Raw genomic sequence first — 19,184 nt, 5'->3', positions numbered from 1 at the left:
GATAAATCATAAAAAAGAACCGACTTGTCTGTGACAAATCGGTTCGAATCGTTTACTTTTCAAAACGTGGTTTGCGTCCACCACGGTTACGATCGCTTTCGCTACGGTTGCTACGTCCAGCATAACCGCCTTCACGACGATCTGATGAAGAAGATGAACGACCACCTTCACGACGATCGCCACCACGCGGGTTGTTTCCGCGGTATCCGCCACTGCGGTTGCCGCTTCCACTTCCACCTTTGTTTCCGTAAGGACGACGGTTTCCACCACCGTTGCTACCGAAACGTTTCACGCGGATTGGTTCGATTGAAGAGATTTGGACTGGTGTTGCATCCGGCTCTTTCGTCAATCCTTTAAGTGCTGCTGAAAGAAGTTCCACTGCTTCGTACTCTTCTAAGAGTTCTTGTGCAAGTGTCGTATATTCTTTTGAGTCTTTTGCTTCAACACGTTTAATGAGTTCTTGTGCAGCAAGCTTCAAGTTGCCTTCTAAGATTTCATCAAGTGTTGGTGCATGACGACGTGACATTTTTTTGTTCGTGACACGTTCGATTGTTTTAATTTGACCGAATTCACGTGGTGTAACAAATGTGACAGCCGATCCTGTTTTACCAGCACGACCTGTACGACCGATCCGGTGAACGTAGCTTTCTGGATCTTGTGGGACGTCGAAGTTATAGACGTGTGTGACACCAGAGATGTCAAGACCACGTGCTGCAACGTCTGTCGCGACGAGGATATCGATCGTTCCTTTTTTGAAACGACGGATGACTTGGTCACGTTTTGCTTGTGTTAAGTCACCGTGTAAACCGTCAGCTGTATATCCACGTTGGATCAAACCTTCAGTCATTTCGTCAACACGTTTTTTCGTACGACCGAAGATGATTGAAAGTTCCGGAGAATCCGTATCGATCAAACGGCAAAGGACGTCGAATTTTTGGCTTTCTTTCAATTCGATGAATGACTGCTCGATGTTCTCAACTGTCATTTCTTTCGCCTTGACTTTGATGTGTGTCGGAGTCGTCATGAAACGATCTGCGATTTTACGAATTTGTGGTGGCATCGTTGCTGAGAACAAGAGTGTTTGACGAGTTTCAGGAAGTGCACCGAGGATTTTCTCGATGTCTTCGACGAATCCCATGTTCAACATCTCATCTGCCTCGTCAAGGATGACCGTTTGAACGTGATCGAGGTTCAACGTCTTACGGTTCATGTGGTCCATCAAACGTCCTGGTGTTGCAACGACGATTTGTGGATTTTTGCGAAGTGCACGGATTTGACGATCGATTTGCTGACCGCCGTAAACAGGAAGTGCATGAACGCGTTTTACTTCACCGATCCGGTTCAATTCTTCAGCTACTTGGATTGCAAGCTCACGTGTCGGAGCAAGGATCAACGCTTGGATGTTGCGTGATTTTGCGTCAAGACGCTCGATTGTTGGAATACCGAATGCTGCAGTTTTACCAGTACCTGTTTGTGCTTGACCAATTAAGTCAACGCCGCTGAGTCCGACTGGAATTGTTTCTGCTTGGATTGGTGTTGCTTCTTCAAAGCCCATTTTTAGGACACCTTTGATAAGTGCCTCACTAAGATTTAATTCACGAAATGTTGTCAATGCTAAATACTCTCCTTTGTCATATGAAAAGCGTCTGCCACTAAACAGACGCTACCGTAACGAATACAATCGACTACCTATTATAACAGAATCTATCCCATAAAGATAGAGTGGTTTCTCTCATAATAATGTTTAGGGAAGTCACCATCATAATCGTTGCCATAAGGGCGAGGGAAAGGCGAAGTGCCCGGACCGTGCGATGAACGTCATCGCGTGCCCCCACTAGTGATGGGGTATATTCAGTAAATGGTCGCCGGTAATCAAACCAGCCGCAACCACCAAAATGATGAATTCCTTACTATCTATTCGAAACGCAGGCTTACTCGGTTTGATTATTGCGTCAACCGAATACCCGTTTCATTTTTTTCTATTTTTTTATCTTTCAACAGGCGACCGAGCGCTCGTTTGAATGCTGCCTTACTGAGACCGAATACTTCATCGATCGTCTCGGGAGCTGTCTTATCACCATACGGCATCTGACCATCATGTTCAAGTAGATGGTTCAGAATCAACTCCGCGTCTGTATCAATGGCTTCAAAGGCACGTGGTCGTGCTGAAAGTAATACTGTACCATCTGGTTTTACATTTGTCACTCGTAATTTCAAGACTTCTCCAAGACGCGGCCAACGTTCCATCTCGCGTTCATGCAAGAATCCGATTGACTGATCGTTGACCCAGACGTTGACGCCTGGTTCGCGTTGTGAGAAGACGAGACCTTCGACGTCCATGTTGTTCCATTCTTCTGGAGCTGGCTTCGCTCGTAAGTTGAAGTAAGCATATGGTGCAGGGTCTCCGAGTAAACGAAGCTTTTGATCATGTTTTAGACGAATGAAAAGTTGATCGCCTTCTTCCGGCCAGAACATCCGACGTTGCGGCAAATCGTCAAGTGAGACAAGAACATCTTTTTGAATCCCGATATTCGCGAACACTCCTGTGTTATAGCGTGTCCCATTGATCGTCGTCTTGACATAGTCCTCAAATGAAGCTTCTGGAATCGTCATCGATGATGCCAAACGTCCTTCATTATCTTGATACAAGAAGACTTCTACTTCATCATCAAGAGCTACTTTTTGTGTCTGTTCATTGTTATGCAACAACACATCTTCATTTCCATCTGTCAAAAACACTCCGAACTCTGCTTCACGTTCTACTTTTAATGTGACAACCTGTCCTGCGCGTAATCCCATTTCGGGTCATCTCCTCTCTCTATTTGAATTGGTTTAAGTTCATTCGAACCATCCTTCTGTTCTTTCCCTACCATACTATACTCTTTTTCTGTTCACCTCTGAAATCGACCCCACGATGACAGTTGTGACATATTTGTGAACGAAACACATTTGCGTGATTTTTTTGAAAAAAAGATATATGATTAAATAACAGGAAAAAGAAGGTTTAGTTTAGGTAAATATGGGGGATAAAAATGTTTCATAATATTCAATCGCGTTCGTTCGCTCGACGCTTCACGAAAACATTGGTTTTTGCATTTTTTGCTTTCCTTGCTACGATTGGAATCGTTTTTGCAGAAGGATCCAACAGTACAAATATGACTCCGAAGACACCAGCGCTTCAGCAAATCGATCGCCCTTAAAATCTACACCTTCCGTGTGGATTTTTTTATTTTTTCCGGACATTTACAGGACGATAAAGGAAAATCAAGTTCAACCTCGAATTAGATGAACACACCTATATTTTAATTTTGAGGAGGAAACGGACGTGCTCTTCTACTTATTCACGACGATTGCGGGTCTCATCACTACATACTTAAGTTTTGTTACCGGTTATTATACAAGTTCGATTGGTGTTTTCGTCTTTACGTTAGCGATTTGCCTATCGTTATCATCGATTCGACAGTTACTCCGTACGTCCTATCTGACTTACATTGAATACATTCAATACCGTCGCGTCAAAAAACAGTACGAACGCATGAAAAAACGAGAACAGTCTTTTCAAATTGCCTATCCTAATCGAGATTCGAGTACACCACTTGCATTCTCCGGAACAGACCAGCATGATAAATAAAGAACACGATTTCATCACCTAGGAGGAACAGATTCATTATGAACGAAATCCCTTTATCAAACGGTTGGACACTCCGCTACTCACCTGTCATCGACTTATGGTTGAAGGAAGATGGCGTACTGCTCGTAGATCACGAAGATAAGGTCCGCTTGACTCTCATCTTGGATGAAGAGACGATGGAAATCAAACAGATTGACAACACGAACGCTACGTTCTCCGTTGATCCGACGACACGTCGCCTCACTTTCGAACTTGGAGAAAGCGAAGAGGAATCTGAGCCTCGTTACTGGGAATAATCATGGAGACCGGGTGCGACACCTGGTCTTTTTTTGTACAATAACATCAGCAATGAAAAAAGGAGTTGTCACTTTACCATGATCCGCACTGTCATTTGGTTCATTTATTTTGGACTTGTCTTACCCTGTACCTTACCGTTTTTACCAACCGCAAAACGTCGAACACATCTCGTGCGCTACGCATTCGTTCAGCGTGTAGCGAGCGCCTGGGCGAACTCTCTCCTCCGACTCGCTGGCGTTCGTGTCCATGTGACGGGGCATGAACATATCCCGGCAAATGAACCTGTCGTGTTCATCTCGAATCACCAAGGAAACTTCGATGTTCCGATTCTACTTGGAAAAATCGATAAACCAAAAGCATTCATCTCAAAAATCGAAGTGAATAAAATTCCAATCGTTAATGTCTGGATGAATCTGATGGGGTGTGTCATGATTGACCGAAAAGACCGACGCCAATCACTAAAAGCGATCCGCTCTGGTGTCGACACGATCAAGGACGGACAATCAATGATCATCTTCCCAGAAGGAACACGTTCAAAAGGCGGACCGATGGCGGAATTCAAAGCAGGAAGTTTTACCCTTGCGACATCAAGTGGCGCACGCGTCGTACCAGTCGCGATTTCAGGTAGTTATCGTGTCATGGAGGAAACGGGTAAGATCCGTCCGGCTACAGTCGAAGTCACGATTTTGCCGTCGATTGACCCGAGCACGATGACACAGAAAGAACTCGTCCAGACGGTCGAACATCAAATCAAACAGATTGTAGAAGGTGTCTAATATGTTAATGAAAGTAGAAAATCTCAAAAAAGAATTTGCCGATAAAATTGTCTTCGAAGATGTCACGTTTTCCGTCTCTCCTGGTGACCGGATCGGTATCATTGGCGTCAACGGTACCGGTAAATCGACCCTCCTGCACATTCTAGCAGGCAAAGAAACAGCAGATGCTGGTACGATCCATCATCCAAATGATTATCGGATCCGTTTGCTATCGCAAACGACCGATTATCCGGAAGATCGGACTGTCATGGAAGTACTCCTGTCGGGTGACACACCAACGATCAACGCGTTGCGCCACTACGAAACGGCACGACTAGCGCTCGAACACGATCCGACAAGTGAGACGTTACTCAACCGCTTCATCACGGCGCAAACCGAGGTTGATGCCGCGCAAGCGTGGGACACGGAATCGCGTTTAAAAATGATCTTAAACAAACTCGGCATCCTCGACTTGAACGCGTTGATCGGCTCTCTTTCCGGAGGACAACGAAAGCGTGTCGGACTCGCTGAAGCCTTACTCGATGAAGCCGATCTCCTCCTGCTTGATGAGCCGACGAACGAACTTGATGCCGAGACGATCAGCTGGCTTGAGACTCAAATCAAGGAATACCGTGGTGCGATTCTACTAATCACTCATGATCGCTATTTCTTGAATCGTGTCACGAATCATATGATGGAGATCGCAAATGGAACAGCTTATTTCTATGTCGGAAACTATGAATCGTTTCTTGAAAAACGTGCCGAACGTCGTGAACGGACGGCTTCTATGGAGGAAAAACGTCAAAACATCCTCCGTCGCGAACTCGCTTGGTTGCGTCGCGGAGCAAAAGCACGGACGACGAAACAAAAAGCCCGGATCCAGCGCGTGGATGCTTTACAAGACCTTTCGTACGAGGAAGAAGAAGCGACACTTGAAGTACAGGTCGGTTCGACCCGCCTCGGCAAGAAAGTCATTGAAGCATATGACGTCTCGCACCGATTTGGTGAACGGACACTTTTTGAATCGTTTGACGCTCTGATCGGACGCAAAGAGCGGTATGGCATCGTTGGTCGAAACGGTAGTGGAAAATCGACACTTCTTTCAATTCTCGCGAAACGCTTAGAGCCAACAACGGGTGAGATCATTCACGGCGAAACGGTGAAGATTGGTTTTTACGGTCAATTCGCCGAATTCACGCATCCCGAACGCCGCGTCATCGATGAGGTCGAACGGATCGCAAAAGTCATTACGACACTCGCCGGTGAGGAGATCACAGCAAGTCAGATGCTCGAACAATTTCTCTTTAAACCGGAAGCACAATATAAACAAATCGGCAAGCTTTCTGGTGGCGAAAAGCGACGTCTGAAATTGTTAACGATTTTGATGGAAGAACCGAACGTCCTCTTCCTTGATGAGCCGACGAACGACTTGGATACCGAGACCTTATCCGTACTAGAAGATTATTTAGAATCATTCCCAGGTACTGTCATCACAGTCAGTCATGATCGCTACTTCCTCGATCGGGTCGTCGATCGCCTGATTGCATTTGAAGATGGAAAAATCATTTTTTATTACGGACAATATACAGACTATCTTGAGCAAATGGCAGCATCCGTTCCCTCAATCGTCGTTGAAAAAACGGCAGAGGTTGCTACAGCACCAAAAACAGAGACGCCAAAGAAACTAAGTTATCAGGAACAACAAGATTGGGCTATCATTGAGCAACAAATTGAAGAGAGTGAAGTTGAACTAGAGCAATTAGAGGCTGATCTCGCTTCAGCAGGAAGTGATCTCGGAAAGGTCAATGAATTGTATCAAGCCATCGAAAAGACCAAAGCGACGCTTGACGAGCGAATGGAATATTGGACATATCTTTCTGAAAAAATCGAGGCATTTGAAAATCATCGCCAATCTCATCAATAAATCCGATAAGCGGAGTTCTTCACTTAGAAGAGCTCCGCTTTTTTTATGAAATAGAAAACATCTCTTACTTTTATTTTTAATTATGAAAATAAATGTGAATTCATATTAGATATCGGGTAATGTTATAGCATATTTCGTTTTGGAGGAAGGCTTGCGAAAGGAGGAGTTTCGGTGAAACGGATGGTTCAAAACATCTACCCTATCGTCGCATTCTACTTAGTCATTACTTACATACTGCTCTGGCTATTGCCACAAGACCTTTCGTTACAACTCTCGGCAGTCATTAGTTTAAGCGGTTCTTTCATGATTTTCTTATTTAGTCGATCGACGGCTTTCAAACAACCTTCCCTTCCGTACAAGTGGTTATCCATCGCTTTCTTCTCTTATTTTTTAGGCGATTTCCTGAATATGATGGGACGTTTCTTTCAATGGAACGATGTCAATTTGAACGTCTTGCTGGATTTACCTTATACGATTCATTTGACAATGATGGTCCTTTTCTTTTTCCGACAATTAGATTTGACATTATTCAAAAAACAAAAGTTATTGATTCTTGATTCCTTGACTTTATTCGCTGTTTCAATGATTGCTGGATATATCGCTATTTTCCGCTTTGTTCCCTCTTATACACGAACGACACTCGAGCAAATCAGTTGGACATTTTATGCCTTCTTGACAATTTTGTTGACGCTTTTCTTTTTTTTACTCTATGCGTCTGGGTTAAGACGGAACGTATCACGATCAGGATTTATCTTTCTTGTCCTCGGAACATTCATTCTCGGCATGACGAACTTCGTGTTTTATACCTTGTTATTAAACGGTGAACCGCAAATATCGGGTCTATTGCTTCCGCTATATCCACTTAGCGGTCTGTTCCTCATCGCCTTTCTGAACACACGTACACTTCCCATTAGTCGTGAGGAGCAAGCAAATCTCATTCGAGTCGAGACACTTACGCGTTCACTGTTGGTTTACATCTTATTATCTGCGCTGATTCTTTATATTACGTTTTTTCCTGTCTCTCGAACCTTCTTCTTATTGTCTATTGGTATTACGTTTTTATTATTTTTAACACGACAGCTTTTTTCATACCGGGAAAATCTTCGGTTGTTACAGGAAACAACGGCATTACAAACGAATCTAGAAGACATCGTTCATCAAAAAACAGAGTTGCTACAGTTGCGTGAAAAAGAACTGACGTCACTTTTTTTGTCTTATCCAGAAATCGTTTTTGAAATCGATGACATGTATCAGATTCGATCCGTCAATCCAGCCGCTGCAGAAGCAGGATGGAATGATTTACCGCTCGGACCGAGTCAACGTCGTCAACTTGATCGGCTCATCCCGTTGCTTCAACAAAAGCAGTCGACCTATCCTGCTCACCTCCTACATGTACCTGCTACGGAGGAACATCCAGAAACCTTTTTGAATACGACAATCATCGATATTCCACATCAGCAACGCTATTTCGTCGTCTTAGCGGATGTCACAGAAGACTATCAACAGGAAGTATGGCTAGAACGTATGGGATACCATGACTCACTCACACGTTTACCAAACCGGCGTTACTTCGAGGAGCAACTCTATCTAACTTTGCCAACGCTAGATTATGGCTCCTTATTATTCATAGATTTGGACGGATTCAAACAAATCAATGACACCTATGGACATGATGTCGGTGATTTACTGCTACAAGAAACAGCAACGCGTCTTCAATCGATGACGACGCCAACTGATCTCGTCGCACGCCTTGGTGGAGATGAATTCTTGATCTTCATTCAGGCATCTGCCTCGGAAACTCGACAGTTTGCCGAACACGTCCTCGAAATCCTAAATTATCCATTCTATATCAACACGTATACGCTTCGTATCACACCATCTATCGGAATTTCCTTATACCCTGAAGACGGTAAGAGCTCAGAACAGTTATTGATTCGGGCAGACGAAGCCATGTACCAGATCAAGAAGAACGAGAAAAATAACTATATGTTCGCTGTCCACATCAAACGTTAGGAGGGATCCCGTGCTTAAATCAAACTACTTCATCCGTTGGTTCCCTGCCATGCTCGTAATCTCTTTTATTCTAATGATCCTTACTACATGGACTCCTTCCATCTCTAATGGGATTGTCGAACAGGTACTTCAGTATGTATCACTTGGGTTGATTGCTTACTTCATTCTTACGGCTTATCGTAAGGAACAAATATTAGTCGTACCCAGACGAAATTTCTGGCTGATTGCTTTAGGATCACTGGTTTTATCCTATATCGGTTCCATTTTTGAGACGTTACGTTTTGTCTATTCAGACTTTCCAATTCCATCTATTTATAGCCTTATTTTATTTTCAATATCCCATTACGTATTCTTATACGCGATTTTTTACCGAATCATCACAAAACGAACACTCGGACAACATGTACTTGCTTTCGTTGATGCCGCGATTATCGTCATTTTCATTGGACTTGTCGCATTCCATGTCCTCAATGAACTGACGAACCCTGGGCTTCAGACTGTTCCTTATGCCATCATCGTCATTACGAACACATCACTCGGTTTGTTCGTTTTTTTCTATTTTACGTTCATCCAAGAAACACATTGGGTATCACGGATGGCCTTATTTCTATTATTCTTATCCATTTTCATTCGTGGTATCTATGAAGTCTCTAGTGTCTACTTCCCTGATTTTTCAGCGAATTATCTGGTGTTCTTCCCGATATTGGTTCGTTTGGCGCAAAGCGCAGCTATTCTATGGCATGTTGATCATATTGAAGAAGGAACTGCTCGAACGACGGTCATTCCCCGTTCGTGGCTTCCTTTACTGGCCATCCCTTTGTTCATCCACTACATGGTGGAACAAGAAGGTGGAAAACTCGACATCTTTATCATCTTATTCCTACTAATCGTTCGACAAATCTTGATTGCCCGTCAACATGGGTTGATTGTCGCACAATTACACGAACGAAATGAACAACTCGCTTCACGCATCGAACATCGAAAACAACAAATCCAAGATAGTGAACAACAGGTCATTCCACTCTTCCTCGGTCATCCTGATCCGATGATTCGACTCGATCAGTCCGGCACTGCGCTGTACGCGAATTTAGCTGCCCAATGTCTGTTTCATTTGCCAGATATGACGATTGAACATGTTCCTCGTACGATGCGTCATTTGTTAGAAATGCTCGAAACGAACGTTGATGAGTATGAGGATGAACAAAGTCGACGCTATGAAATCATTGATATTCCGATTCAAATTGCCGCTACCTCGATGGGACGATTCACGATTTTACATGATGTCACGGAAAGCAAAATTCGTCAAAAGCGAATCGAATACCATGCCTATCATGATGCTTTGACTAATATCGGAAACCGTCGTTCCTTAGAACGAGATTTCTCAAATCGACTCTCCGATAAGAATTATCTTGCCTTAGTCGATTTAGATGGATTTAAGCAAGTCAATGATACGTATGGTCACGAGGCAGGAGATTATGTATTAATTGAAGTTGCGAAGCGATTGAACGAACATACAAGTTCTTCGGAATCCGTGTATCGCCTCGGTGGAGATGAATTCGCGATCCTTTTACAAGCCGATGATGAACTCTCCTTACGCCGAAAATGTAAATCCTTTTTACAATTTTTAAGACGTCCCTATGTCTACAAAGGACAATCTTTATTCGTTTCCGCAAGCATCGGAGTGACAGCGTGTCATGAGGCCGATCTTGAAACATGTTTAAAGCAAGCCGATCTTGCCATGTATCGCGTGAAACATCGGGATAAGAATGATGTCGCTTTATATCGAGCGGACCCATGAAAAAAACCTAGGACATATGACTTTTTGTAGTCAACGTGTCCTAGGTTTTTTGAGTTATTCTTCTGGTCTTGGTGCAATGTTACCTTCTTCGATATCGAGGAGCAAGTCGATTAATTCCGCACAAAACTCTGGATATTGACGAAGTAACGCGTCTTCTCCCACTTCATCCACGAAGTCCGTCAACAAAGCGAGGACTTCTGGTACTAATGCGCGCGCTACCTTCATGTAGGCAATCGCAAAGCGCCACTTACCAGAAATATAGAGCAGTTTCCCAATCAACAGATCCCCCGGTTCGACTTCAATCTCAGCCAAATCCGTTTGATACGTCTGTTTCGACATTAAATCAACAACACCATCTGCATCGACTTGAAACAGCGACGGCATCGGGTCAGCTAATCCACGCAAGGCGCGATAGAGACTAGGTGATAGCTCGTCTTTTATCTGCTCGAGAAAACGACCGTGCGGTGTTTTTCCTTGATCATCCGTTTCATAGAAGATCGCCCAGTCAACGAATAAGTCCCGGAACAATTCAGCATCTTTTAAATACCAACGTCCTTCTGTCGCAATCTCTTCAATGAAAGCGACCCAGTCCGTACTGCGTGCTGTTGCTGCTTCCTGATACATTTTCTTCAAGGCTGCATTCATTTCCGCTTCAGAAACCGTCGTCGGAAATGGAATTACTTTTCGATCGTTCTTCATTTCGATCGCCCTTTCCGGTGAGGAGTAGCCGGTCGCTTAATCGTCTGAGGAGCTGTGAATTCACGTTTCGGAATGACTTCTCCGCGGTAAATTTCCATTGGCTCCATCTCGACGCCCATTTGCTTTGCAAGTGTTTTTAAGTGTTTTAAATCTTGATCCGTGACAAGTGCAAGTACCATCCCATTTGCGTTTCCGCGTCCCGTCCGACCTGAACGGTGTACGAAATCGTCAAGCGACTCCGGTAAATCGTAATGGACGACGTGTGTGACCGCTTCGATATCAAGCCCACGCGCCGCAAGACCTGTCGTGACGAGTAAAGGAAACTCTCCCTTTTTATAAGAACGCAAGGTCTCCATCCGCTCTCGTTTTCCTTTTTCAGCGTCTAAAATCCGGTATTTCAGTGAGAATTTACTCAACTCGCCATTCAATGGTCCAAGGAATGAGCGATTGTTGATGAATGTCAGCACTTTTGATCCTTGCATGTTCGCCAGACGACGTAACAATTCCGGTTTCTGACGACGTGAAGTCTCCAAATAACCGAATGTCACTTGTGTGCTGACGACACGCTCAACACGAATCGTCTCAGGATCATTCGCAAGCGTCCGTCCCCATTCTGCTGTCCGTTCCGGCAATGTCGCTGAGACGAATGCCAGTTGTCGATCGCGTAGCGCACTATTTGCGATTCGCGTCGCCGAGTCACTCATGCCACTTTCATAAATTTGATCCGCTTCATCTAAAACGATCAATTTCACCTTATGCATCTTCAGCTTCTTCGAATCAATCAACTCGACGAGACGTCCCGGTGTTCCGACGATGATTTGCGGCTTTTTCTTCAATCGTTCATATTGTCGCTTTAATTCAACACCACCAATGAATGCACCGGATTTGATACCACTTCCTTGAGCAAATAATTGAATGACTTGATGAATTTGCATGACGAGTTCCCGTGTTGGTGCCGTGATGACGACTTGCACGTGTGGCTCTTCCACTTCAATCTTTTCTAAAGCTGGAATGACATAAGCAAGCGTCTTCCCTGTACCTGTCGGCGCTTCAGCTAGGACATCTTTTCCTTCGCGCAACAACGGAATCGCTTGTTCTTGAACAGGCATCAACTCTGTAAAGCGCGCCCGTTCCCATGCTTCCTGTAAAAATGGTTTTGTAAATTTCATAACGATTTCTCCTACTCTCTTAATTCCATCATGCCGTTACGTATTCGACATGATCTCCTGATGCATCACGGTATCCCCGTAATGTCTGTGTATATTCATTTCCTGCGTCGAGCAATCGGATGTGGAACCGGACTTCTTCTTCACCGGCTTCTTCCTTTAAAATCTCGAAGCCTTGGATGACACGATCCTGTAATTCTGCAGCGAGTGCCGGATACACGGCAAGACTCGCATACATCGCTTTTACGTCCACGGGACGGCGAACAAGCGCAATCCAGTACGATTCATCATAGCCGATAAAGTCTTCATAATCAAAATCATCTTCAAACCGAATCCAGAATCCATCACCTTCAAATTCTGTGATCATCCCAGTTCGCGTCGAACCTTCCGATCCGATTTTCAGCGAGACCCAGTCTCCCGACTGATAATCTCCTTGTTGCGTTAATGACACATACTCCATTTGGCACACCTCCACGTTCTATATTCCCTTTTTCATTGTCAACGATACGTCCTAAAAACACAAGATACCGTAACGTGACATTCCTCACAGTTTCAACTGTGCTAGTGGATCTTTTTCAAATCAGCTCATACAGTTTCGTGAAAATCTTGATTTACCAGACTTCAACTGTTTTTTAATCTTCACTCTTTCATAAGTACAGAAATAAAGAAAACCCCTCATATCAACGTTTGTTCACTTGTTAAATTATTCACATGAACGTAAAGGGAATCTCTATCTCCTTTTGTTACACTATTCACATAAGGAACTGATCATTAGCTCAATTTTAAAGGAGTGGTATCCATGTTATTAGAAAAAACGAGTGCCTGGACAAACTTTACGTCTGGCGAATGGATCAAGACAATCGATGTTGCAGACTTCATCCGGCTCAATCGCACGGAATATACAGGTGATGATCACTTTTTAGTCGGTCCGACGCAAGCGACGCAACGGCTTTGGCAACAAATTCTACAGTTGACGAATGAAGAACGACAACGTGGTGGTGTGTATGCCGTCGATGCCAAGACACCATCAACGATTCTCTCGCATGATGCAGGGTATCTTGATCCCTCTCTTGAAAAAATCGTCGGCTTACAGACAGATGAACCGTTCAAACGTTCAATTCATCCGAACGGCGGGATTCGGATGGTGAATGATGCCTTAGCTGCGTATGGCTTTGAAGCAGACGAGACCGTCACGAAAATTTTCAGCGAGTACCGGAAGACACATAACCAAGGGGTTTTCGATGCCTATACCCCTGAGATGCGCGCTGCACGTAAAGCCGGTATCATCACAGGATTACCAGACGCCTATGGACGTGGGCGGATCATTGGCGACTATCGTCGTGTCGCTTTGTACGGAACAGCACGCTTGATTGAAGAACGTAAGCGAGACTTGAAGGCACGTGGCGGCTTCCTCTCTGAATCGATGATCCGCGACCGCGAAGAGATGAATGAACAATTGCGCGCATTAACGGAATTGACCGAGCTTGGAACTCGCTATGGTTTTGATCTCTCCCGCCCTGCAGAAACAGCACAAGAAGCATTCCAGTGGGTCTATCTTGCTTATCTTGCTGCGATCAAAGAACAAAATGGTGCAGCTATGTCACTCGGTCGAGTCTCGACGTTCCTCGATATTTATGTCGAACGTGATCTTGCGACCGGCCGCTTGACGGAAGAAACAGCACAAGAGCTCGTCGATCATTTTGTCATGAAACTTCGGATCGTCAAATTCTTACGAACACCGGACTATAACGATCTCTTCTCTGGCGACCCGACGTGGGTAACGGAATCGATTGGCGGGATGAGTGAAGATGGTCGATCAAATGTCACGAAAAGTTCATTCCGGTTCCTGCATACGCTCTCGACACTCGGTCCGGCACCTGAACCAAATCTAACTGTTCTCTGGTCCACTCAGCTTCCACGCGGATTCAAGGAATTCTGCGCGAAGATGTCGATCATATCAAGCTCGATTCAGTATGAGAACGATGATTTGATGTTGCCGGTTTATGGGGATGATTACGGCATCGCTTGTTGTGTCTCCGCGATGCGGATCGGGAAACAGATGCAGTTCTTCGGTGCTCGAGCAAACCTTGCAAAAGCATTACTTTATACAATCAATGGCGGAATGGACGAGAAGCTCAAAATTCAAGTCGCCCCAGTCACACCATTGATGCTCGATGAAGTACTCGATTACGAGACAGTCATGGCGGCTTACGATCGTCAACTCGATTGGCTCGCAGAACTGTACGTCAACACACTGAATGTCATCCACTACATGCATGATAAGTACAGTTACGAACGGATTGAAATGGCTTTACACGATCCGGAAATCTTACGGACGATGGCATGCGGCATCGCTGGTTTATCGGTCGTCGCCGACAGTCTATCCGCTATTCGTTATGCAACAGTCCGCCCGATCCGAGATGCGGATGGGATTGCAGTTGATTTCAAGATCGAAGGTGAGTTTCCAAAGTTCGGGAATAACGATGAACGGGTCGATCAGATGGCTGTTGATCTCGTGACATTGTTCATGGAGAAAATCCGTAAACATCCAACGTATCGAAATGCGCTCCCGACACAGTCTGTCCTGACGATTACTTCAAACGTTGTCTATGGTAAGAAGACAGGAAATACACCCGATGGACGCCGTGCGGGTGAACCATTTGCACCGGGTGCTAACCCGATGCATGGACGTGATACCCGTGGTGCTGTCGCTGCTCTGACATCTGTCGGGAAACTACCATATGAACATGCGCTCGATGGTATCTCCTACACGTTCTCGATCGTTCCAAAAGCACTTGGTAAGGATGAAGCAACACGTATTCGCAATACGGTCGGATTACTTGACGGATATATGGGTGGTACGACTTCAAAAGGTCATCACTTGAATGTCAACGTCTTCGACCGTGAGACGTTACTCGATGCCATGGAGCATCCAGAACAATATCCACAGTTAACGATTCGGGTTTCCGGTTATGCCGTCAACTTCATTAAACTGACGCGTGAACAACAGATTGATGTCATCAATCGTACGTTCCACGGTTCTCTCTAAAATGATGTGTAGTATGTGAAAGGAAGTGAGCAGAATGACCTATGGTATGGTCCATTCCGTTGAATCATGTGGAACAGTCGATGGTCCTGGCATTCGATTCATCGTCTTTACGCAAGGATGTCCACTACGGTGTCAATACTGTCATAACGTGGATACATGGGAGTTCGGTTGCGGACAGCGTGTCTCAGCAGACGAAGTCGTAAAAGAAGCGATCAGCTATCGCTCCTTTTTCGAGGCGACGGGTGGCGGAATCACCTTCTCTGGAGGTGAACCGCTCGCTCAGCCAGAGTTCCTAGAGGCTGCTTTAACAGAAGCGAAGCGGCATGGACTGCATACGGTCATCGATACCGCTGGATCTGTCGTCCCAAAAAACATCGACGCCATTCTCGATGCGACGGATTTGGTTCTGCTCGATATCAAGCATATCGACGATGCTGCTTGTCGCGTCTTGACTGGACGGAGTAACGCCAATACACTCGCCTTCGCAAAACGCCTAGCCGAGCGAAACATTCCCGTCTGGATTCGCCACGTCCTCGTTCCAGGTATCACGATGTCGGAACATTTCCTCCGTCAGACCGGCGAGTTCATCCGGACGCTCGGAAACGTCGAGCGCGTCGAGGTACTGCCGTATCATCAACTCGGTGTCTATAAGTGGGAAAACCTCGGTCTTGCTTATCCGTTAACTGATGTGCTTCCCCCTTCATCAGAAGAAACAAACGCTGCGCAAACCCTACTTGAATCGTACTTGTGTTAACGTTTCCGATTTGTTACGATGACATCATAGATTATGAACAGGAGGTACAACACCGAAATGAAGCAATCACTCGTACAGGTCGCTTGATGAATGAAATCATCTCTTTCGCAATGCAGTTGCGGATGTCTGACGCTACGAGTCTGCTCTTTTTCGGTGTGACCATCCTCTGGTCATCGCCTTCTTTGAGTTACTCCTGCACACCATCCGCTCGCTTCGGATGGTGTGTTTTCATTTCATCTTACTGGAAATGAAGCCTAAAGGAGCTGCTTTTATGTCTACTGAAACACTTACGATTCAACACCTATCAATGGATTACGACGAACGACGTCTTTTCTCGGACGTCTCCTTTCATATTCATACTGGCGAACACGTCGCTTTGATTGGTCCGAACGGCATCGGAAAAACGACATTGTTACACTTGATCGCTGATCAACTTCAGCCGACTGACGGTTCGATCAAGCGTCATTTCAAAAAACTCGGTCTACTATCACAACACTTTGTGGCGGGCGATCACACCGTTCTTGATGTCGTCGAACGAGCGGATGCGGTTCGTTATCAACTTCGCGCTAATGCCATGAATGGTGACTTGACGATTTATCAACAAGCAATCGATCAGGACGCCTTCTCGCTGGAAGCAGATGCAGCACGCGTCTTAAAAGAAGTCAAATTAAAGGAAGCACTCTGGACACACAAAGCATCCAGTTTAAGCGGTGGTGAACAGACGCGCCTCCAACTTGCCTGTCTGCTTCTATCACGACCTGATTTCATCATTCTCGATGAACCGACGAATCATCTGGATCAAGAGACACTCGAGTGGCTCACGGAATGGGTCAACATGTCACGGACCTCGATTCTCTATGTCTCACACGAACGATTCTTCATCGACGCAACGGCTGATGCCGTCATTGAATTATCCGAATCAGGGGCAACGCGATACAGCGGAAACTATCAGTCCTATAAAGAACAAAAGGAACATCAAGCTCTGTCGCAACAACGAGCGTACGAAAAACAAGAACGCACCCGTAAAGAGCTGACACGCATGATTCAAGGATACCGGCAATGGCATCAAAAAGCTTCGGATCAAGCTAGTGAACGCGATCCATATGCGAAAAAGAAAGCCGCTAAACACGCAACAAAGGTCAAAGCAAAAGAACAACAGCTTGAGCGCTTACTGGAGAATCGTGTTAAAAAGCCAGAGGTTGCACCGACTATTCACGTCGCATTTGAACATGAAGCGATTCATGCGAAGCGACTCGTTTCGTTCGAACACGTCACGTTTAGATATGAGACGAAAACCATTCTAAACGATGTCTCATTTTCAATCGATCGCGGTGACCGGATTGCTGTCATTGGACCGAATGGAAGTGGGAAAACGACCTTACTGCGTCTCATTGAGGGCGAATATGTTCCTAATCAAGGGACAGTCATCCGCCATCCTCGATTAAAAACCGGCTATTTTTCACAAGCTCTTTCCCATTTACCGACATCCGGTACGTTGTTAGAGGCATTACTTGAGTACGGCACGATGAGTGAAACGGACGCCCGGACGTTGCTCGCCTGTTTTTTATTCCGTCGCGATGATGTTTACCGGTCGATTGCCGACGCTAGTATGGGTGAGAAATGTCGAATCGCCTTTTTACGTCTGTATTTTTCTGGTGCTCACTTGCTTATTCTCGATGAACCGACGAACTATTTGGACCTTGCGACTCGTGAACAAATCGAAGCCGCCCTCGATGTCTTCCCTGGTGAGCTCCTCTTCGTCTCTCACGATCGTTATTTTACCGATCGGCTATCGAACCGGACGTTTGACTTAACGACTGGATTCAACGATCATCCAGACGGAACTGCCGTGGTAAGAAATGCACGCCGAAGTGACCCTGAAGCGACTCAATCCGATCTACATCGTCTTGATGCTTTGACAGGTGATGTGCCGTTCGATACAGAAACAAATGAATCACTTTCAAAAGAATAACAAAAAAAGCATCTGCATAGAAAAAGAGACTCCTGTTTCCATTGCAGATGCTTTTCATATTTCAGTCGTATTACCGCTTTTGATACTTCAGTTTCGTATGCGCTTGTGCCTGCTTGTGGATTTTTTTCCACTTTTCTTTCTCCGCCGCCTGCAACGCCACGTTTTGCTTACGTTCCGTATAGGCGATTTCTCGTTTTAGCTTAACGAAGCTGTTCCAGCGCTCAGCAGATAGCGTTCCATCTTCTAAAGCTGTCCGAACGGCACATCCTGGTTCCTTCTCATGTTTACAGTCTCGAAAACGACAGTTTTCAGCAAGCTCTTCAATATCGGAAAACGTCGACGATAAACCGTCACTTCCATCCCATAAGGCCAATTCTCGCATACCCGGTGTATCGACGAGTAATAAACCGTTCGCCAGTCGTTTCAGTTCGCGATGTGTCGTCGTGTGACGTCCGCGTTCATCGTCTTCCCGTACGCCACCCGTCTCCATTAACTGTTCTCCAGCTAAAGCGTTGACGAGCGTCGACTTCCCAACGCCGGACGATCCGACTAACACGATCGTTTGCTTGACTTGTAACTGGGCACGTAGTTCCTCTAATCCGTCACCCGTCAAAGAATCAACGGCAAGGATCGGTGTTCCGAACGCGACTGCTTCAACAGCCTGCAGTTCTATTTCGATCGACGGCATCAAACTTTTTTTCGTCAGGACGATGATTGGTATCACCCCTGCATCCCAAGCAACCGTTAAATAACGTTCCAGTCGACGGACGTTGAAGTCATGTCCAAAAGCCATGACGAGCAAGGCAACGTCGACATTCGCGCAGATAATTTGTTCCTCGGTCTCCGTCCCTGCCGCTTTTCGGGAAAATTGAGACGACCGTGGCAAGACCCGTTCGATTCGTCCTTTGCCTGGCTCTCGCTCTGTTTGAATGATCCAGTCTCCAACCGCTGGCAATTCAGCTTTCGTTCCTGATTGAAAACGCAGCTTACCAGACAGTTCGCTAAGTGATTCTCCTGTGTCCGTCATGACACGATAATGCGTTTGGTAGACGGCCGTGATTCGTCCCAGTTGTTCTGTTCCTGTCGTTTCGTAGACAGGTGGTGTACCCCATTCGTTCAAATGGTT

Annotated in this window: 16 protein-coding genes; 10 read left to right on the top strand and 6 right to left on the bottom strand. The window is 45.5% G+C overall.

From position 1 onward, the window contains the following. Window positions 1-52 precede the first annotated feature (52 nt). Both cshA and HZS85_RS13430 read right to left on the bottom strand, forming a co-directional pair. Window positions 53-1,612: a degradosome RNA helicase CshA gene (cshA, locus tag HZS85_RS13435; RefSeq protein WP_214856487.1), complete on the bottom strand. Its 1,560-nt coding sequence runs from the start codon at window positions 1,610-1,612 to the stop codon at window positions 53-55. A gap of 332 nt (window positions 1,613-1,944) precedes the next feature. Beyond that, window positions 1,945-2,799, bottom strand: coding sequence for a CvfB family protein (locus HZS85_RS13430; protein WP_214856486.1), 855 nt, complete (start codon window positions 2,797-2,799; stop codon window positions 1,945-1,947). A 233-nt stretch (window positions 2,800-3,032) separates the two neighbouring features. Between HZS85_RS13430 and HZS85_RS13425 the strand changes: the two genes are divergently transcribed. The 7 genes from HZS85_RS13425 (at window position 3,033) to HZS85_RS13395 (ending at window position 10,418) form a co-directional block, all read left to right on the top strand. Continuing rightward, window positions 3,033-3,200, top strand: coding sequence for a hypothetical protein (locus tag HZS85_RS13425; protein WP_214856485.1), 168 nt, complete (start codon window positions 3,033-3,035; stop codon window positions 3,198-3,200). A gap of 125 nt (window positions 3,201-3,325) precedes the next feature. Further along, complete coding sequence (locus HZS85_RS13420; RefSeq protein ID WP_214856484.1) at window positions 3,326-3,631, top strand: hypothetical protein; 306 nt, start codon at window positions 3,326-3,328, stop codon at window positions 3,629-3,631. 38 nt (window positions 3,632-3,669) lie between these two features. Continuing rightward, entirely contained in the window at window positions 3,670-3,927 is a 258-nt protein-coding gene (locus HZS85_RS13415) for a hypothetical protein (RefSeq protein ID WP_023467272.1), read from the top strand. A gap of 78 nt (window positions 3,928-4,005) precedes the next feature. Further along, window positions 4,006-4,704 (top strand): lysophospholipid acyltransferase family protein, encoded by a 699-nt coding sequence (locus HZS85_RS13410; protein ID WP_214856482.1) that lies wholly within the window; start codon window positions 4,006-4,008, stop codon window positions 4,702-4,704. 1 nt (window position 4,705) lies between these two features. Further along, window positions 4,706-6,607, top strand: coding sequence for an ABC-F family ATP-binding cassette domain-containing protein (locus tag HZS85_RS13405; RefSeq protein ID WP_214856481.1), 1,902 nt, complete (start codon window positions 4,706-4,708; stop codon window positions 6,605-6,607). A 180-nt stretch (window positions 6,608-6,787) separates the two neighbouring features. Then, window positions 6,788-8,620, top strand: coding sequence for a GGDEF domain-containing protein (locus tag HZS85_RS13400; protein WP_251137994.1), 1,833 nt, complete (start codon window positions 6,788-6,790; stop codon window positions 8,618-8,620). A gap of 10 nt (window positions 8,621-8,630) precedes the next feature. Then, the gene (locus HZS85_RS13395; RefSeq protein ID WP_214856479.1) at window positions 8,631-10,418 is read left to right on the top strand and encodes a diguanylate cyclase domain-containing protein; all 1,788 of its coding nucleotides are present in this window, start codon (window positions 8,631-8,633) and stop codon (window positions 10,416-10,418) included. Between the two features lie 54 nt (window positions 10,419-10,472). Here the strand turns inward: HZS85_RS13395 and HZS85_RS13390 are convergent, their stop codons facing one another. From HZS85_RS13390 to HZS85_RS13380, 3 genes are read right to left on the bottom strand one after another with little or no spacing between them, the layout of a single operon-like run. After that, window positions 10,473-11,117: a hypothetical protein gene (locus HZS85_RS13390; RefSeq protein WP_035412639.1), complete on the bottom strand. Its 645-nt coding sequence runs from the start codon at window positions 11,115-11,117 to the stop codon at window positions 10,473-10,475. Then, window positions 11,114-12,286 (bottom strand): DEAD/DEAH box helicase, encoded by a 1,173-nt coding sequence (locus HZS85_RS13385; RefSeq protein ID WP_214856478.1) that lies wholly within the window; start codon window positions 12,284-12,286, stop codon window positions 11,114-11,116. The genes HZS85_RS13390 and HZS85_RS13385 overlap by 4 nt, the downstream gene beginning before the upstream one ends. Before the next feature lie 28 nt (window positions 12,287-12,314). After that, the gene (locus HZS85_RS13380) at window positions 12,315-12,743 is read right to left on the bottom strand and encodes a hypothetical protein (RefSeq protein ID WP_214856477.1); all 429 of its coding nucleotides are present in this window, start codon (window positions 12,741-12,743) and stop codon (window positions 12,315-12,317) included. Window positions 12,744-13,082: 339 nt separating this feature from the next. Between HZS85_RS13380 and pflB the strand changes: the two genes are divergently transcribed. The 3 genes from pflB (at window position 13,083) to abc-f (ending at window position 18,058) form a co-directional block, all read left to right on the top strand. Then, window positions 13,083-15,332, top strand: a complete 2,250-nt coding sequence (gene pflB / locus HZS85_RS13375; RefSeq protein ID WP_214856475.1) for a formate C-acetyltransferase — start codon at window positions 13,083-13,085, stop codon at window positions 15,330-15,332. Window positions 15,333-15,366: 34 nt separating this feature from the next. After that, window positions 15,367-16,086, top strand: a complete 720-nt coding sequence (gene pflA, locus HZS85_RS13370; RefSeq protein WP_214856472.1) for a pyruvate formate-lyase-activating protein — start codon at window positions 15,367-15,369, stop codon at window positions 16,084-16,086. Between the two features lie 271 nt (window positions 16,087-16,357). After that, on the top strand, window positions 16,358-18,058 hold the full coding sequence (gene abc-f / locus HZS85_RS13365; protein ID WP_214856471.1) for a ribosomal protection-like ABC-F family protein: 1,701 nt from the start codon (window positions 16,358-16,360) through the stop codon (window positions 18,056-18,058). A 70-nt stretch (window positions 18,059-18,128) separates the two neighbouring features. Here abc-f and rsgA read toward each other — a convergent pair whose 3' ends face one another. Further along, window positions 18,129-19,178, bottom strand: coding sequence for a ribosome small subunit-dependent GTPase A (gene rsgA / locus HZS85_RS13360; RefSeq protein WP_214856470.1), 1,050 nt, complete (start codon window positions 19,176-19,178; stop codon window positions 18,129-18,131). Between the last annotated feature and the right edge of the window lie 6 nt (window positions 19,179-19,184).

The organism is Exiguobacterium sp. s130, from assembly GCF_018619055.1.
Taxonomy (GTDB): domain Bacteria; phylum Bacillota; class Bacilli; order Exiguobacteriales; family Exiguobacteriaceae; genus Exiguobacterium_A.
Note: the sequence above shows the minus strand (reverse complement) of the source record. Positions and strands in the feature narration are given on the sequence as shown.

What these genes read in the sequence shown, in the direction of transcription:
- HZS85_RS13430 (WP_214856486.1), bottom strand. Translation starts at nt 2,799, where the DNA reads ATGGGATTACGCGCAGGACAGGTTGTCACATTAAAAGTAGAACGTGAA.
- HZS85_RS13425 (WP_214856485.1), top strand. Translation starts at nt 3,033, where the DNA reads ATGTTTCATAATATTCAATCGCGTTCGTTCGCTCGACGCTTCACGAAA.
- HZS85_RS13415 (WP_023467272.1), top strand. Translation starts at nt 3,670, where the DNA reads ATGAACGAAATCCCTTTATCAAACGGTTGGACACTCCGCTACTCACCT.
- HZS85_RS13410 (WP_214856482.1), top strand. Translation starts at nt 4,006, where the DNA reads ATGATCCGCACTGTCATTTGGTTCATTTATTTTGGACTTGTCTTACCC.
- HZS85_RS13405 (WP_214856481.1), top strand. Translation starts at nt 4,706, where the DNA reads ATGTTAATGAAAGTAGAAAATCTCAAAAAAGAATTTGCCGATAAAATT.
- HZS85_RS13400 (WP_251137994.1), top strand. Translation starts at nt 6,788, where the DNA reads ATGGTTCAAAACATCTACCCTATCGTCGCATTCTACTTAGTCATTACT.
- HZS85_RS13390 (WP_035412639.1), bottom strand. Translation starts at nt 11,117, where the DNA reads ATGAAGAACGATCGAAAAGTAATTCCATTTCCGACGACGGTTTCTGAA.
- HZS85_RS13385 (WP_214856478.1), bottom strand. Translation starts at nt 12,286, where the DNA reads ATGAAATTTACAAAACCATTTTTACAGGAAGCATGGGAACGGGCGCGC.
- HZS85_RS13380 (WP_214856477.1), bottom strand. Translation starts at nt 12,743, where the DNA reads ATGGAGTATGTGTCATTAACGCAACAAGGAGATTATCAGTCGGGAGAC.
- pflB (WP_214856475.1), top strand. Translation starts at nt 13,083, where the DNA reads ATGTTATTAGAAAAAACGAGTGCCTGGACAAACTTTACGTCTGGCGAA.
- pflA (WP_214856472.1), top strand. Translation starts at nt 15,367, where the DNA reads ATGACCTATGGTATGGTCCATTCCGTTGAATCATGTGGAACAGTCGAT.
- abc-f (WP_214856471.1), top strand. Translation starts at nt 16,358, where the DNA reads ATGTCTACTGAAACACTTACGATTCAACACCTATCAATGGATTACGAC.